Origin of the sequence: Xanthomonas sp. D-99, assembly GCF_017746145.1 — a bacterium.
Lineage (GTDB): Bacteria > Pseudomonadota > Gammaproteobacteria > Xanthomonadales > Xanthomonadaceae > Xanthomonas > Xanthomonas cissicola.
Map to the genome: position 1 here is coordinate 1 of NZ_JAGHWU010000033.1, position 16739 is coordinate 16739.

At 61.5% G+C, this 16739-nt stretch carries 11 protein-coding genes, 2 tRNA genes and 3 rRNA genes; 7 read left to right on the forward strand and 9 right to left on the reverse strand.

What is annotated here, in order from left to right; genetic code table 11:
• Positions 1–61: 61 nt before the first annotated feature.
• From rrf to tyrS, 6 genes are all read right to left on the reverse strand, one after another.
• Positions 62–176: ribosomal RNA gene (rrf, locus tag J7360_RS12740) — 5S ribosomal RNA — on the reverse strand.
• A 174-nt stretch (positions 177–350) separates the two neighbouring features.
• Positions 351–3231: ribosomal RNA gene (locus J7360_RS12745) — 23S ribosomal RNA — on the reverse strand.
• 227 nt (positions 3232–3458) lie between these two features.
• Positions 3459–3535: transfer RNA gene (locus J7360_RS12750), tRNA-Ile, on the reverse strand.
• 18 nt (positions 3536–3553) lie between these two features.
• Positions 3554–3629, reverse strand: a tRNA-Ala gene (locus J7360_RS12755).
• A 95-nt stretch (positions 3630–3724) separates the two neighbouring features.
• A 16S ribosomal RNA gene (locus tag J7360_RS12760) occupies positions 3725–5272 on the reverse strand.
• The 16S, 23S and 5S rRNA genes sit together here with 2 tRNA genes alongside, the layout of an rRNA operon.
• Positions 5273–5991: 719 nt before the next feature.
• Positions 5992–7203: a tyrosine--tRNA ligase gene (tyrS, locus tag J7360_RS12765; protein ID WP_057660398.1), complete on the reverse strand. Its 1212-nt coding sequence runs from the start codon at positions 7201–7203 to the stop codon at positions 5992–5994.
• Between the two features lie 170 nt (positions 7204–7373).
• Between tyrS and J7360_RS12770 the strand changes: the two genes are divergently transcribed.
• Both J7360_RS12770 and J7360_RS12775 read left to right on the forward strand, forming a co-directional pair.
• Positions 7374–8792 (forward strand): M23 family metallopeptidase, encoded by a 1419-nt coding sequence (locus J7360_RS12770; protein ID WP_007972656.1) that lies wholly within the window; start codon positions 7374–7376, stop codon positions 8790–8792.
• Positions 8793–9161: 369 nt separating this feature from the next.
• Positions 9162–10295, forward strand: a complete 1134-nt coding sequence (locus J7360_RS12775; protein WP_057660402.1) for an anhydro-N-acetylmuramic acid kinase — start codon at positions 9162–9164, stop codon at positions 10293–10295.
• Between the two features lie 41 nt (positions 10296–10336).
• Here the strand turns inward: J7360_RS12775 and J7360_RS12780 are convergent, their stop codons facing one another.
• The 3 genes from J7360_RS12780 to J7360_RS12790 form a co-directional block, all read right to left on the reverse strand.
• On the reverse strand, positions 10337–10564 hold the full coding sequence (locus J7360_RS12780; RefSeq protein WP_003489057.1) for a hypothetical protein: 228 nt from the start codon (positions 10562–10564) through the stop codon (positions 10337–10339).
• Between the two features lie 58 nt (positions 10565–10622).
• Positions 10623–11918 carry an MFS transporter gene (locus J7360_RS12785; protein WP_007964123.1) on the reverse strand — a complete coding sequence of 432 codons (1296 nt, stop codon included), beginning with the start codon at positions 11916–11918 and terminating at the stop codon, positions 10623–10625.
• 319 nt (positions 11919–12237) lie between these two features.
• The gene (locus J7360_RS12790) at positions 12238–13038 is read right to left on the reverse strand and encodes an exodeoxyribonuclease III (protein WP_005930855.1); all 801 of its coding nucleotides are present in this window, start codon (positions 13036–13038) and stop codon (positions 12238–12240) included.
• A gap of 121 nt (positions 13039–13159) precedes the next feature.
• Here J7360_RS12790 and pyrE point away from each other — a divergent pair, with 121 nt between their 5' ends.
• The 5 genes from pyrE to J7360_RS12815 all read left to right on the forward strand — a co-directional run bounded on the left by pyrE (position 13160) and on the right by J7360_RS12815 (position 16702).
• Positions 13160–13819 carry an orotate phosphoribosyltransferase gene (gene pyrE / locus J7360_RS12795; protein WP_209034003.1) on the forward strand — a complete coding sequence of 220 codons (660 nt, stop codon included), beginning with the start codon at positions 13160–13162 and terminating at the stop codon, positions 13817–13819.
• Positions 13820–13907: 88 nt separating this feature from the next.
• Positions 13908–14519 carry a hypothetical protein gene (locus tag J7360_RS12800; RefSeq protein ID WP_057660406.1) on the forward strand — a complete coding sequence of 204 codons (612 nt, stop codon included), beginning with the start codon at positions 13908–13910 and terminating at the stop codon, positions 14517–14519.
• A 114-nt stretch (positions 14520–14633) separates the two neighbouring features.
• Positions 14634–15431 (forward strand): AAA family ATPase, encoded by a 798-nt coding sequence (locus J7360_RS12805; protein ID WP_005914407.1) that lies wholly within the window; start codon positions 14634–14636, stop codon positions 15429–15431.
• A complete protein-coding gene (locus J7360_RS12810) occupies positions 15431–16360 on the forward strand; it encodes a ParB/RepB/Spo0J family partition protein (RefSeq protein WP_022560182.1) in 930 nt (309 codons plus the stop codon). The genes J7360_RS12805 and J7360_RS12810 overlap by 1 nt, the downstream gene beginning before the upstream one ends.
• Positions 16361–16393: 33 nt before the next feature.
• A complete protein-coding gene (locus J7360_RS12815; RefSeq protein WP_003489070.1) occupies positions 16394–16702 on the forward strand; it encodes a helix-hairpin-helix domain-containing protein in 309 nt (102 codons plus the stop codon).
• Positions 16703–16739: the final 37 nt, after the last annotated feature.

Here is a 16739-nt window from a genome sequence, read left to right on the forward strand (position 1 = left end):
TCCTCAAATTCGGCGCAAAAAGAAACCCTCATTCGATTGGACTGAGGGTTTCGGGTAAAGCCCCTGGCGATGACCTACTCTCGCATGGCTTGAGCCACACTACCATCGGCGCAGCTGCGTTTCACTTCCGAGTTCGGGATGGGATCGGGTGGTTCCACAGCGCTAATTTCACCAGGGAGACGGTTGGAGCGTCGCCAGTGTTTGCTTCTCTTCAAAAGTCTGCACATGGATGTGCAGGCTCTTGCGAAGGGAAGCGCGTACGGCGCGCAGTCTCGCATAGTTAACTTGTGACGTAGCTTGCATTTGATGATCTACCAACGTTCGTTGGGACCAAGGCAACTTGAGGTTATATGGTCAAGCCGCACGGATCATTAGTATCAGTTAGCTCAATACATTGCTGTACTTACACACCTGACCTATCAACCACGTAGTCTACATGGTTCCTTTAGGGGGCTTGTGCCCCGGGAAGTCTCATCTTGAGGCGCGCTTCCCGCTTAGATGCTTTCAGCGGTTATCGCTTCCGAACATAGCTACCCGGCAATGCCACTGGCGTGACAACCGGAACACCAGAGGTTCGTCCACTCCGGTCCTCTCGTACTAGGAGCAGCCCCTCTCAAACTTCCAACGCCCATGGCAGATAGGGACCGAACTGTCTCACGACGTTCTGAACCCAGCTCGCGTACCACTTTAAATGGCGAACAGCCATACCCTTGGGACCGACTACAGCCCCAGGATGTGATGAGCCGACATCGAGGTGCCAAACACCGCCGTCGATATGAACTCTTGGGCGGTATCAGCCTGTTATCCCCGGAGTACCTTTTATCCGTTGAGCGATGGCCCTTCCATACAGAACCACCGGATCACTAAGACCTACTTTCGTACCTGCTTGATCCGTCGATCTTGCAGTCAAGCACGCTTATGCCTTTGCACACAGTGCGCGATGTCCGACCGCGCTGAGCGTACCTTCGTGCTCCTCCGTTACTCTTTAGGAGGAGACCGCCCCAGTCAAACTACCCACCATACACGGTCCCTGATCCGGATAACGGACCTAGGTTAGAACGTCAAGCACGACAGGGTGGTATTTCAAGGATGGCTCCACTGCAGCTAGCGCCACAGTTTCATAGCCTCCCACCTATCCTACACAGACGAACTCAACGTTCAGTGTAAAGCTATAGTAAAGGTTCACGGGGTCTTTCCGTCTTGCCACGGGAACGCTGCATCTTCACAGCGATTTCAATTTCACTGAGTCTCGGGTGGAGACAGCGCCGCTGTCGTTACGCCATTCGTGCAGGTCGGAACTTACCCGACAAGGAATTTCGCTACCTTAGGACCGTTATAGTTACGGCCGCCGTTTACTGGGGCTTCGATCAAGAGCTTCGCCTTGCGGCTGACCCCATCAATTAACCTTCCAGCACCGGGCAGGCGTCACACCCTATACGTCCACTTTCGTGTTTGCAGAGTGCTGTGTTTTTGATAAACAGTCGCAGCGGCCTGGTTTCTGCGACCCTCTTCAGCTATAGCTCGCATGAGCCACCAAAAAGGGTGCACCTTCTCCCGAAGTTACGGTGCCATGTTGCCTAGTTCCTTCACCCGAGTTCTCTCAAGCGCCTGAGAATTCTCATCCTACCCACCTGTGTCGGTTTACGGTACGGTCTTCGTGAGCTGAAGCTTAGGAGCTTTTCCTGGAAGCGTGGTATCAGTGACTTCGCCAAAAAGGCTCGTCTCGGTGCTCGGTCTTAAAGGATCCCGGATTTGCCAAAGATCCAAACCTACCGCCTTTCCCCGGGACAACCAACGCCCGGTACACCTAACCTTCTCCGTCCCTCCATCGCACTCACGCGAGGTGCAGGAATATTAACCTGCTTCCCATCGACTACGGCTTTCGCCCTCGCCTTAGGGACCGACTAACCCTGCGTCGATTAACGTTGCGCAAGGAAACCTTGGGCTTTCGGCGTGCGGGCTTTTCACCCGCATTATCGTTACTCATGTCAGCATTCGCACTTCCGATACCTCCAGCAGACTTCTCAATCCACCTTCGCAGGCTTACGGAACGCTCCTCTACCGCGCATAAAACAAGTTTTATGCACCCCAAGCTTCGGTTCACTGCTTAGCCCCGTTAAATCTTCCGCGCAGACCGACTCGACCAGTGAGCTATTACGCTTTCTTTAAAGGGTGGCTGCTTCTAAGCCAACCTCCTGGCTGTCTATGCCTTTCCACATCGTTTTCCACTTAGCAGTGAATTTGGGACCTTAGCTGTGGGTCTGGGTTGTTTCCCTTTTCACGACGGACGTTAGCACCCGCCGTGTGTCTCCCATACAGTCCGTCTCGGTATTCGGAGTTTGCAATGGTTTGGTAAGTCGCGATGACCCCCTAGCCATAACAGTGCTCTACCCCCGAGAGGATACATATGAGGCGCTACCTAAATAGCTTTCGAGGAGAACCAGCTATCTCCGGGTTCGATTAGCTTTTCACTCCTAATCACAGCTCATCCCCGTCTTTTGCAACAGACGTGGGTTCGGGCCTCCAGTACCTGTTACGGCACCTTCACCCTGGCCATGACTAGATCACCCGGTTTCGGGTCTACTGCCCGCGACTATGCGCCCTTATCAGACTCGGTTTCCCTTCGCCTCCCCTATACGGTTAAGCTTGCCACGAACAGTAAGTCGCTGACCCATTATACAAAAGGTACGCAGTCACTCTTGCGAGCTCCTACTGCTTGTACGCACACGGTTTCAGGATCTATTTCACTCCCCTCTCCGGGGTTCTTTTCGCCTTTCCCTCACGGTACTGGTTCACTATCGGTCGGTCAGGAGTATTTAGCCTTGGAGGATGGTCCCCCCATATTCAGACAGGGTTTCACGTGCCCCGCCCTACTCGTTTTCACTGGAGTGGCCCTTTTAAATACAGGGCTATCACCTTCTATGGCCAATCTTTCCAGATTGTTTTTCTAAAGCCATTCCAGCTTAAGGGCTGCTCCCCGTTCGCTCGTCACTACTTAGGGAATCTCGGTTGATTTTTTTTCCTCCGGTTACTTAGATATTTCAGTTCACCGGGTTCGCTTCCAGCAGCTATGAATTCACTGCAGGATACTGCCGAAGCAGTGGGTTTCCCCATTCGGATATTGCCGGATCAAAGCTTGTTGCCAGCTCCCCGACACTTTTCGCAGGCTACCACGTCCTTCATCGCCTCTGACCGCCTAGGCATCCACCGTGTGCGCTTATTCGCTTGACCATATAACCCCAAGTTGCCTCAGGATCATATGTCGTGTTGTGTGGGGTACAAAGCCACCAACGCGAACATACGACTCAATTATTTAGGGACTCGAAGTCCCCGCCTTAGCCTCAACGACACGTTTAGATAGATATCTCAAACGCTCGCTACGTCACAAGTTATAAAAGAACATGTCTCAGCCTCAACGCTGATCCATATAAATTCTTAAGTGTGCACTACATTCAGAGTGGTGGGTCTGGGAGGACTCGAACCACCGACCTCACCCTTATCAGGGGTGCGCTCTAACCACCTGAGCTACAGACCCAAAGTCGTTTCACTCAAATGGTGGAGCCTGTCGGGATCGAACCGACGACCCCCTGCTTGCAAAGCAGGTGCTCTCCCAGCTGAGCTAAGGCCCCATGATGGGACTTTCGCATACCGGCCTGTGCCGATACGCATCTCTGAATGCAGGTAATTTGTGAGGACGCCCGACAGGACGATGACGTCATGCTCAAAAGGAGGTGATCCAGCCGCACCTTCCGATACGGCTACCTTGTTACGACTTCACCCCAGTCATCGGCCACACCGTGGCAAGCGCCCTCCCGAAGGTTAAGCTACCTGCTTCTGGTGCAACAAACTCCCATGGTGTGACGGGCGGTGTGTACAAGGCCCGGGAACGTATTCACCGCAGCAATGCTGATCTGCGATTACTAGCGATTCCGACTTCATGGAGTCGAGTTGCAGACTCCAATCCGGACTGAGATAGGGTTTCTGGGATTGGCTTGCCCTCGCGGGTTTGCAGCCCTCTGTCCCTACCATTGTAGTACGTGTGTAGCCCTGGTCGTAAGGGCCATGATGACTTGACGTCATCCCCACCTTCCTCCGGTTTGTCACCGGCGGTCTCCTTAGAGTTCCCACCATTACGTGCTGGCAACTAAGGACAAGGGTTGCGCTCGTTGCGGGACTTAACCCAACATCTCACGACACGAGCTGACGACAGCCATGCAGCACCTGTCTCACGGTTCCCGAAGGCACCAATCCATCTCTGGAAAGTTCCGTGGATGTCAAGACCAGGTAAGGTTCTTCGCGTTGCATCGAATTAAACCACATACTCCACCGCTTGTGCGGGCCCCCGTCAATTCCTTTGAGTTTCAGTCTTGCGACCGTACTCCCCAGGCGGCGAACTTAACGCGTTAGCTTCGATACTGCGTGCCAAATTGCACCCAACATCCAGTTCGCATCGTTTAGGGCGTGGACTACCAGGGTATCTAATCCTGTTTGCTCCCCACGCTTTCGTGCCTCAGTGTCAGTGTTGGTCCAGGTAGCCGCCTTCGCCACGGATGTTCCTCCCGATCTCTACGCATTTCACTGCTACACCGGGAATTCCGCTACCCTCTACCACACTCTAGTGATCCAGTATCCACTGCAATTCCCAGGTTGAGCCCAGGGCTTTCACAACAGACTTAAACCACCACCTACGCACGCTTTACGCCCAGTAATTCCGAGTAACGCTTGCACCCTTCGTATTACCGCGGCTGCTGGCACGAAGTTAGCCGGTGCTTATTCTTTGGGTACCGTCAGAACAATCGGGTATTAACCGACTGCTTTTCTTTCCCAACAAAAGGGCTTTACAACCCGAAGGCCTTCTTCACCCACGCGGCATGGCTGGATCAGGCTTGCGCCCATTGTCCAATATTCCCCACTGCTGCCTCCCGTAGGAGTCTGGACCGTGTCTCAGTTCCAGTGTGGCTGATCATCCTCTCAGACCAGCTACGGATCGTCGCCTTGGTGGGCCTTTACCCCGCCAACTAGCTAATCCGACATCGGCTCATTCAACCGCGCGAAGCCCTAAGGTCCTCCGCTTTCACCCATAGGTCGTATGCGGTATTAGCGTAAGTTTCCCTACGTTATCCCCCACGAAAGAGTAGATTCCGATGTATTCCTCACCCGTCCGCCACTCGCCACCCATTAAGAGCAAGCTCTTACTGTGCTGCCGTTCGACTTGCATGTGTTAGGCCTGCCGCCAGCGTTCACTCTGAGCCAGGATCAAACTCTTCACTTAAAATTACATGCCCGAAGGCAAATACTTTAGCTGCAGAAGTCCAACCACTGGCAACTTATCGCTTGCAAAGCAATTAATATGTTGCTTGATTAAACGTCTGCAAGATGGACAATCATCCTTCCTGCAGGCGTCCGCACAAATTACCTGCGCACACTGTCAAAGAACATTGGGAAGTGGCCTCATCGCCGTCCCCGTCAGCTTCGTCGTTTCCGTCGAAGCGAGCCGCCCATTATAGCGGACTTTTTCTTGCCGTCAACACCTCATTTCGAGGTGGTTGACGCCGCTTCGTTTGAACCCGAAGGTTTTCTGCGAAGCGAGCCGGCCATATTAGCAGGCTTTTCATCCTCGTCAACCCCTCGTGAAGAGGAAGTTGCCGCCGCTGCACCTCAATCCGCCGTAGCGTCTTTCCGTGTAGCGAGCCGCCCATCATAGCCGGCTTTTTCGTTTCGTCAACACCTTAATTTCAAGGAGTTTTCGAACCCTTTCCGCTTCAGGTCCGCGTTTGCGGGCCGCTGCGTCGGGGGAGGCGAACTATATGCCCGCCGAACCGATTTGGGAAGTGTTTTGTGAAAAATTCTTCACGGAATTGCCAAAAATTTGCGCTACGCCGCAGTCATGCTGGCGTGAGACGTCTGATGGCCTTGGAACTTCTACTTCCATCTAACAGGTAAGACATGGGGGCCATCGAGATTGCCCACCTGCAGCAACCCCGGTGCGCCTTAGCAAGTCACGAGCGACACGCGAGCAAAATTGCGCTTGCCCACCTGGATGACCCCCTCAAAGCCCTGCGTGAAGACGCGACTGGGATCCTCCACCACTTCGCCGTCGATCTTGACCGCGCGCTCCTTGAGCTTGCGGGTGGCTTCGGAATTGCTGGGCGTCAGCCCGGCGGCAGTCAGGAGACCGGCGAGGCGCAGGCCTTCGGCGGGAACCACCACTTCCTGCAGCGGCAATAGGCTGGTGTCGCCCTGCCCTGTCACCACGGCATGCCAGCCGGCAATGGCCTGCTCTGCGGTTGCGGCATCGTGGAACCGGGTGGCCAGTTCGCGTGCCAGGCGCAGCTTGACCTCGCGCGGGTGCAACTCCCCGGAGGCGACCTGCTCCTTCAGGCGCGCCGCTTCGGCCAGGCTGATATCGAAGGACAGCAAGTCGATCCAGCGCCAGGTCAGCGCGTCGCCGATCTTCATCGTCTTGGTGACGATGTCGATGGCCGGCTCGTTGATGCCGATGTAATTGCCCAGTGACTTGGACATCTTGGCCACGCCGTCCAGGCCTTCCAGCAATGGCATGGTCAGCACGATCTGCGGCGCCTGGCCGTAATGCTCCTGCAAGCCACGCCCCATCAACAGGTTGAACTTCTGATCGGTGCCGCCGAGCTCGACGTCTGCCTTCAGGGCAACCGAATCGTAGCCCTGCACCAATGGATAGAGGAATTCGTGAATGGCGATCGGCTGCTGGCTGCCGAAGCGCTTGGCGAAATCGTCGCGTTCGAGCATGCGCGCGACGGTGTGCTGGGCAGAGAGCTTGATCATGTCGGCCGCGCTCATCTGGCCGAACCATTCGGAGTTGAAGCGCACTTCGGTGCGTTCGCGGTCCAGGATCTTGAAGACCTGCTCTTCGTAGGTCCGTGCGTTGACCAGCACATCCTCGCGGCTGAGCGGCTTGCGGGTGGCGTTCTTGCCGCTCGGGTCTCCAATCATGCCGGTGAAATCGCCAATCAGGAAGATCACCTGATGGCCGAGCTGCTGGAACTGCCGCATCTTGTTGAGCAGCACGGTATGGCCCAGATGTAGATCCGGCGCGGTGGGATCGAAGCCGGCCTTCACCCGCAGCGGCTTGCCGCTGGCGAGCCGCGCCTGCAGCTGATCGAGCTTGAGGATCTCTTCGGCGCCGCGGCCGATGAGTGCGAGGGATTCTTCGATAGTGGCCAACCACAGACTCCAGCGGCGCTTGCCGTCAAAAACGTGAATGATGTTAAACGCGGGTTAATTCCGCGCCAAGTGAAAATAATGAACAGGCTCAATGGTTTGACGCGCTGTTACAGGCTGTCTATGGTACCGGCGATTGGGCTCGCACTTCGAGCCAGCGAGGAATTTGAACGATGCAGAACTCAGAGCAGGGCCGTGCACGCAAGCGGCGCTTTCACGAACGCCTCCACGTCCTCCACGACACTGCACTGCATCGCAAGCTCAAGGCCCATCTGCCGGCGGCATTCAATGACCGCTGGACACGGCGCCACTGGATCCACGCCAGCCTGTTCGCCACCATCGGCGCGCTGGTGGCAACGATCGTGCCGGGTTTTTCCAACGCCATCGACACACCGCTTTCCAGCCATTCCACGCTGGCGTTGCCGTTGCCGCCGCTGATTCCCAGCCGCAAGCAGCTGGCGCCGAGCACCGATTGGGAAATTCTGCAGGTCAAGCCGGGCCAGACGCTGAGTACCTTGTTCGGCGAGCTGGGAATCCCGACCACGGTGATGTACCAGGTACTGGCGCATCCGGGGACCAAGGAGGCGCTGACCAAGCTGCGTCCGGGCACCGAGATCGCCTTCGACATGCCGACGCCCGGGCAACTGCGCGCACTGCGCTTCGATCGCGACGACAGTCATCGGGTGGAACTGCGCCTGCTGGGCGACGCGGTGCGCGAGAACGTGACCGAGCGGGCGACCACCACGCGCACGGTGGTTGCCAGCGGGGAGATCAGCAGTTCGTTGTATGCATCGGCCGGCAAATCCGGATTGTCGCCGGCGGCGGTGGCGATCATGACCGACGAGATCTTCAAGTACGACATCGACTTCGACAAGGATCTGCAGCCCGGCGACCGTTTCAGCGTGGTGATGGACGAGACCTGGCGCGAAGGCGAGCGGATCAGCACCGGCGACATCCTGGCGGCGACGTTCACCACCGGCGGCAAGACCTATACGGGGTTTCGCTTCGAGCGCGCCGGCAAACCGGCCGAGTACTTCGACATCAATGGCCGCCCGCTCAAGAAGAGCTTTATCCGCATGCCGGTGGCCTATAGCCGGATCAGCTCCACCTTCGGTGCGCGCAAGCATCCGGTGCTGGGCACCATGCGCATGCACAAGGGTGTGGACTATGCGGCCGCCTCGGGCACGCCGATCATGGCAGCCGGCGATGCGCGGGTGGTGTTTGTCGGGACCCAGCGCGGTTACGGCAACGTGGTGATCCTGGATCACGGCAAGAACTACAGCACGCTGTACGGGCACATGTCGCGCTTTGGCAAGATCAAGGCCGGGCAGCGCATCAACCAGGGCACGGTGATCGGCTATGTCGGCATGACCGGCCTGGCGACCGGCCCGCATCTGCATTACGAATTCCGCGTGGGCGGGCAGCAGCGCAACCCGATGTCGGTGACGATGCCGCCGCCGGAGCCGCTGCAGGGCGCCGAGCTGGCGGCGTTCCGCGCGCAGACGGCGCCGGCGCTGGCGCGCATCGAAGGCATGGAGAAGCTGATCTACGCCGACGCCGCCAAGCCTGCCAAGGGCAAGTCGCGCGGGTGACTGCGGGCGGCTGGGCGACTGCGCCGGCCGTTGAGGTGGTTGGACCGCGCAAGGTCCGCCGAAGCTGACATCGCACCCAGCCATGCCGCGCGGCGAGCTGGGTTGCGTACCTCCTGCACCGCTGCGCAGCGGCGTCAGCCACTTCACGCAACCACGGCGTTCGACCTGACCTGTCCGCCGCGCATGACGTGGACACGATCATTGGAGATGCCTGCGGCTTGCAGGCCTCACGGCTCGTCGGCAATGCACGTCGCGAAGGTACCGTTACGACGGTGATTTCCCGCTGCGCATCTGCTGCGGGAAGCGGCACCAGTTGACGGACCGGGTACGGCTGCACAAGCTGGCCGGCCGTGTCTTTTTGGCTTCGGCATGTCTGTCTTGGAACACGTTGACTCCCCCCTGTACCTGGGCCTGATGTCGGGAACCAGCGCCGATGGCATCGATGCGGCGCTGGTGCGCTTTGCCGACGCCACCCACCGCCGCTGCGAACTGGTGGCCGGGACGACGGTGGCGTGGGAGCCGCAGTTGCGCGAGACCTTGGTGGCGCTCGGCCAGGGCGCCGAGACGGTGGTCATCGATGCGCTGGGCCAGCTGGACGCGCAGGTGGGGCTGGCGTTCGCGGCGGCGGCCAATCAGTTGATCGGCGACAGTGGCGTGGAGCGTCGGCAGATTCGCGCGATCGGCTCGCATGGGCAGACCATCCGCCACCGGCCCAACGCGAACCCGGCGTTCACCTGGCAGATCGGCGATGCCAGCCGGATTGCCGAGCACACCGGGATCACCACGGTGGCCGATTTCCGCCGTCGCGACATTGCCGCCGGTGGCCAGGGTGCGCCGCTGATGCCCGCCTTCCATCTGGCCATGCTGGGCGCAGGCGACGAAGACCGCGCCGTGCTCAATCTGGGCGGGATCGGCAACCTGACCTTGATTCCGCGCGATGGCGCGGTGCGGGGATTCGATACCGGCCCGGCCAATGCGTTGCTGGACAGCTGGTGTCAACGCCATCACGGCACACCGTTCGATGCCGAGGGTGCGTTTGCCGCCAGTGGGCGCGTCGATGCGGCCTTGCTGCAGGCGCTGTTGGCCGATCCGTGGTTTGCGTTGCCACCACCCAAGAGCACCGGCCGCGAGCAATTCCATCTGGACTGGGCAGTGCAGGCGATGGGCAACGCGCGGTTGGATGCTGCCGATGTGCAGGCGACCTTGCTCGAACTCACCGCTGCCAGCGTGGCCGATGCCTTGCTGCGGCTGCAGCCAACCACGCGCCGGGTGCTGGTCTGCGGCGGGGGCGTACGCAACCCGGTGCTGTTGGCCCGACTGGCGGCGCGGCTGCCGGGCGCGATGGTGGAATCCAGCGCGCGGTACGGGCTGGACCCCGATTACCTGGAGGCGATGGGCTTTGCCTGGCTGGCAGCCGAGTTGATGGCCGGACGCGCTGCCAATCTGCCCTCGGTGACTGGGGCCGCCGGGCCCCGGCTGTTGGGAGCGATCTATCCGGCGTGAGCCCGTCGGCCTTTTCCAGCCTGGATGGAGCGGCTGCGGCGCTAGGGATTATTTCCCGCCGGCAGCGCCTTGAGCGCGGCAATCGCCTCGGCCAACGCATCGACCTCCGGGTGCTGCAGGCCGCCGGTGACTTCGTATTCGCTGGCGAACAGGCCTTGTTCGAGCAGATGCATGACAGTCTGGTGCTGGGTCCAGCCACGTGCAACGGAAATGCGGCGAATACGGTCCACCAGCACCGGGTCGATGTCACGCAATACCAGATCGGTCATGCCCTGCCTCGTGCAATGCGCTGCCCCGCGCGCATCATCGGCAACCTTGGCGGACGTTTCAATCCGGCCGCCTGTCGTGCGCCAATAGCCGCGGCCACAACCAGGCCAACAGCAGCAAGGTGGGAATGACGGTCAGGGCGCTGAGGATGAAGAAGGTGCTGTAGGAGGTCGCATTAATCACGGACCCGGAGACGGCACCGGCGAACTTGCCCGGCAGGTTGGCTAGCGAGACCAGCAACGCATACTGGGTTGCGGTGAAGTTGCGGTCGGTCAGCGAGGACATGAAAGCCACCAGCACCGAGGCGGCGAAACCCTGGAACAGGTTATCGGCACTGAGCGCGGCATAGAACGCCCACAGCTTGCCGGGGTTATGCGCCATCAGCAGGAACGCCAGGTTGGACAAGGCCACCCCCAACGCGGCCACCAGCAACATGCGCCGGAACCCGAACGCGGCGACTGCGGCACCGCCAGCGAAGGCTCCGACAATCCCCATCCAGACGCCGAACAGCTTGGAGACGGTGGCGATATCGGCCTTGGTGAAGCCCGAATCCAGGTAGAACGGGCCCGCCATGACGCCGATCACCTGATCGGGAAACCTGTACAGGCCTACGAACAGCAGCAGCGCGATGCCCAGCGCCAGCCCATTGCTGGAGAAAAAACTGGAAATCGGTTGCCAGAAGGCACCTGAAACATCGACTCGGCGCACCACTGTCGCCTCGGGACGGTCGGGCTCGCGGCACAGCAAGGTGGTGACGATCGGCACCAGCATCAGTGCAGCCATGCCGACATACGCCCATGTCCAACCAAGGTATTCGGCCATGTACAGCGCGCCCGCGCCGCCCAGGATCAGCCCGATGCGGTAGCCCAGCGTGTAGGTCGCCGCCAACGCAGCCTGTGCGGAATCCGGTGCGACTTCGATGCGGTACGCATCCACGACAGAATCCTGGGTGGCCCCCCAGAACGAGGCGAACAGCACCCAGCCGACCAGGCCGGTCACGCTCAGATCCGGGCGCGAAAATGCCAGCGCGAACAGGCCGATGGTGACGCCGATCTGCGCCACCAGCAGCCAGGAGCGACGACGCCCCAGAAACGCAGTGAGCGGAAACGCGTAGCGGTCGATCAGCGGCGCCCATAGAAACTTGAGGAGATAGAAAAAGCTGGCCAGGCTGATAAAGCCGATGTCTTGCAGGTCCAGCCCTACATCGCGCAATCGGACGGACAAAGTCTGCGAGGCGATCAGCAGAAACGGCAAGCCGCTGCCGAAACCCAGCAGCGCCAGGGTCGCCGCCGAGGGCGTGGCGAAGGCGCGCTGGATACCACGCCAGCCTTTATAGCTAGGTGCGGACGTGGTCATGCGTCACACGGGCGAGAACGAACGCCAGTGGTCGTGGCCGGCGCGGCCCACCGCACCGCCGCATGCAGCCCGCCGCGGACGATCGTCATGGCGTCAAGCGTCTTGTCTTGAGCGGTCTGTGCAGCACCCCGACGACGCGCGCCCGTGCCGAGGACGAACGTTTTGAGCGGCATCGGCACACTGCGTAATGGCGAATGAGAGCCACCGCGCGTGCTGCAATGGCCAAGGTGCGTCCAGGTGGCGATATCGCCGGCGAGGTGTTCGCCCCATTCCGTAATAGGCTGACGCGATGTGACGGAAATCGCAGCCTTGACCTGCCTCACTGCGCGTAATCCACGATGTACGGCGCGTGGTCGGAGAAGCGTTCTTCGCGGTAGATCGAGCAAGCCTTCAGGGTGTCTCGCAGGCCGGGGGTGACCAGTTGGTAGTCGATGCGCCAACCCACATTGTTGGCGCGCGCCGCGCCGCGATTGCTCCACCAGGTGTAGTCCTGGCCCTGCGGATGCAGCACGCGGTAGCTGTCGACCCAACCGCGGCCGTCGGCGGCGCTGGCGTCTTCTGGCGCGTCGGCACACAGGCCGTTGAGCCAGTCGCGCTCGGGCGGCAGGCAGCCGGAATTCTTCTGGTTGGATTTCCAGTTCTTGATGTCCAGCGCCGTGCGCACGATGTTCCAGTCGCCGCACAGCACGTACTGGCGGCCACTGGCCAGCCATTCGTCCAGGATCGGCCGCAGCCATTGCATCACCTGGAACTTGTAGTCCTGGCGCAACTCGCCCGAGGAACCGGAGGGGATGTAGAAGGACACCACGCTGAGGTTGCCGAAGCGCGCTTCGATATAGCGCCCCTCTTCGTCGAACTCCGGCCAGCCCAGCGCGGTACGCACCTCGTCGGGCTCGTGCCGGCTGTAGATCGCCACTCCGCTATAGCCCTTCTTGGTGCTGGCGTCGCGAAACCAGGCCTTGTAACCGGCGGGCAGGAAGTCCGGCCCGGCCAGTTGGTGCTCCTGGGCCTTGGTCTCCTGCACGCACAGCACATCGGCGTCCTGGGCGGCGAACCATGCGAAGAAACCCTTGCTGGCGGCCGAGCGCAGGCCGTTGGCGTTGAAACTGATGATGCGCATAGGGGCCGGGAATGGGAAATTGGGAATGGAGAATCGTAAAGCCTACCCCAGACGCATGCGGAAGGCTGCCGGCGCGCGATGCGTTTACCATTCCCGATTCCCTATTCCCCATTCCTGGCCAATGACCGACCACCGCACCCGTTTCCTGCAGCTGGCCCTGGGCGCCGATGCTTTGCGCTTTGGCGAGTTCACGCTCAAGTCCGGGCGGCTCAGCCCGTACTTCTTCAATGCCGGGCGCTTCGATTCCGGCGCCAAGACCGCGCAGCTGGCGCAGTGCTATGCCGATGCGATCGATGCCGCCGGCGTGGACTTCGACCTGTTGTTCGGGCCGGCCTACAAGGGCATCCCGTTGGCGACCGCGCTGGCGTGCGCCTACGCCGGGCGCGGGCGCGACCTGCCGCTGGCGTTCAACCGCAAGGAAGCCAAGGACCATGGCGAAGGCGGCACCCTGATCGGCGCGCCGCTGGCCGGCCGTAAGGTGTTGATCGTCGATGACGTGATCACCGCCGGCACGGCGATCCGCGAGGCGCTGGCCATCATCCGCGCCGCTGGCGGAACGCCGTCGGGGATCGTGGTGGCACTGGACCGGCAGGAAATCGCGTCCGATCAGGACCGCCGCTCCGCCGCGCAGGCGGTGGCAGCCGAGGCCGGCATTCCCGTGATCGCGGTAGCCAACCTGGGCGACCTGCTTGCTTTTGCGGCAGGAAACGCCGACCTTGTGGGCTTCCAGGAACCGCTGCTGGCCTATCGTGGCCGCTACGGGACCGAGACCACAGGCTGACGGCAGGCGACAGGGGGCTGCGACGATGCCAATACACACACGTTCGGCATTATTCGCCGTTGCGGCGGCTGTCGCTGCGACACTGGTCATGGCTGCGCCGGCCGGTGCGCAAGACAAGCCGGCCGCCAAGAAGCTGTATTGCTGGAACCAGAACGGCGCCCGCGTGTGCAGCGATACGCTGCCCCCGGAGGCGGTGAACCAGGCGCGCGACGAATTCAACGTCAAGAGCGGGATGCGTAGCGCCGAGGTGCAGCGGGCGATGAGCAGCGACGAGCGCGCTGCTGCTGCGGCCATCGAGCAGCAACGCCAGGCCGATCTGGCCGCCGAGCAGACGCGCCAGCGTACCGACCAGGCGATGCTGATGTCGTACCAGAGCGAGGACGACCTGCGCCGGGTGTTCAACGAGCGCATCGCCATCGTCGACAACAACATCCATACCGCGCGCTTCAATGTGACCAGCCTGCGCGAAGGGTTGGCCAGCCTGCTGCGCAGCGCCGGCGACCGCGAGCTGGCCGGCCAGACAGTGGCCGACAAGCTGGCCGGCGACATCCAGCAGCGCCATCGCGATTTGATGGCGCAGTTGCGTCTGCAGATCAGCTTCGAGCAGCAGCGGGTAGCGCTGGATAGCGAGATCGCCGACATCCTGCAGCGCTACCGGGCCATGAAGGAGCCACCCGCCAGCGCCCCGCCCGCCGGCTGAGCGGCGCTTGCGTCATCCCGGCCGTGCGGCGCACCGCCGCGGGCGGCATTTCCCGATCCGGCGCCCTGCCCGCATAATGGCCGGTCTTACTCTTCGCCCACGAGGCTCTCCCGCATGGCCCGGATCATCGCCATTGCCAACCAGAAGGGCGGCGTCGGCAAGACCACGACCGCCGTCAATCTGGCGGCCGGCCTGGCGCGCGCGCCCAAGCGTGTATTGCTGGTGGATCTGGACTCGCAGGGCAACGCCACCATGGGCAGCGGCATCGACAAGCGCGATGTGGCCGCCTCCACCTGCGATCTGCTGCTGGGCGAAAACACCGCCGCGCAGATCCGGGTGACCGCGCCGGAAGGCTTCGATCTGCTGCCAGGCAACATCGACCTGACCGCCGCCGAGATTCAGCTGATGGACCAGGGCGAACGCGAGCAGCGGCTCAAGCGCGCCTTGGCGCCGATCCGCGACGAGTACGATTTCATCCTGATCGACTGCCCGCCGGCGTTGTCGCTGCTCACGCTCAATGCGTTGACCGCGGCCGATTCCATCATCGTGCCGATGCAGTGCGAGTACTACGCGCTGGAAGGGCTGACCGCGCTGCTGGAAACCATCGAAGCGCTGCGTGCCAACCTCAACCCGGCGCTGGAAATCGAAGGCGTGCTGCGCACCATGTTCGACATCCGCAACAATCTGGCCAACGCGGTATCGGCCGAGCTGACCGAGCATTTCGGCGACAAGGTGTTTCGCACCATCGTGCCGCGCAACGTGCGCCTGGCCGAGGCGCCCAGCCATGGCCAGAGCATCGTCGGTTACGACCGCACCTCGCGCGGCGGGGTGGCCTACCTGGGGTTGGCCGGTGAGATCGTGCGCCGCCAGAACGACCGCAACAAGGCCGTCCGGCCCGTGGAGACCGTCTGATGAACAAGCCGATCCCCGCAAAGAAGCGTGGCCTGGGCCGTGGCCTGGAAGCGCTGTTGGGGCCCAAGGGCGCGGCGGCGGCAGCGGCACCCGGTGCGGCCAGCGAAGAGGCGTTGCAGCCTGGCGATAGCTTGCGCCAGTTGCCGGTGGCCCAGCTGCAGCCGGGCAAGTACCAGCCGCGCAGGGAGATGGACGAGATCAAGCTGGCCGAGCTGGCCGAGTCGATCAAGGCGCAGGGCGTGATCCAGCCGATCGTGGCGCGCGAGCTGGCACCGGCGCAGTTCGAGATCGTGGCCGGCGAACGCCGCTGGCGCGCTTCGCAGCTGGCTGGGCTGACCGAAGTGCCGGTGGTGGTGCGCGAGCTGGACGACCGCACCGTCATCGCGATGGCGCTGATCGAAAACATCCAGCGCGAAGACCTCAACCCGCTGGAAGAAGCGCAGGCGCTGCAGCGGCTGATCGACGAATTTTCGCTGACCCATGCCGAGGCCGCCGGCGCGGTGGGACGCTCGCGTGCGTCGGTCTCCAATCTGCTGCGGTTGCTGGAATTGCCGGTGGCCATTCGCGTGTTGCTGGAAACCCGCCGGCTGGAAATGGGCCACGCGCGCGCGCTGCTCACCCTGGCGCCGGAGCTGGCCAGCAAGCTGGCACAGGAAGCGGCCGACCAGGGCTGGTCGGTGCGCGAAGTCGAACACCGCGCGCAGCAGTTCGCTGCCGGCAAGGTGCCCGGCTCGCTGCGCAAGGGCAAGCCGGCGCCGGTGGCCCCACAGGCCGATATCGCCTCGCTGGAAACCGAACTGTCCGAGTCGCTGGGCACCAAGGTGGTGTTCAATCACGGCCGCGGCGGCAAGGGCAAGCTGGTGATCCATTACACCGATCTGGACACGCTGGACGGCGTGCTCGAACGCCTGCGCATGCAGCGCAGCTAATCGCCTGCACATCCAACAGGATCCTCGTCGGCCATGAATCCCGCCAAGGTGGACCGCCAGCATCTGCTGCAGCTGACCGATTTGCCCAACGTCGGGCCGGCCTGCGAAAAGGACCTGCGCCTGATCGGCATCCGCGTGCCTGCGCAGCTGCGCGGACGCGATGCCTACGACATGCACGCACAGCTATGCCTGCGCACCGGCGTGCTGCACGACCCCTGCGTGATCGATGTGTTCCTGTCGATCGTGCGCTTCATGGAAGGCGAGGCGGCGCAGCCGTGGTGGAAGTTCAGCGCCGAGCGCAAGGCCAAGCTTGCCAGCGAAGCACCGCTCGCCCTGCGGTGAGCGAAGACGCATGGCGCGCTGCAAACTTTATTTTGCG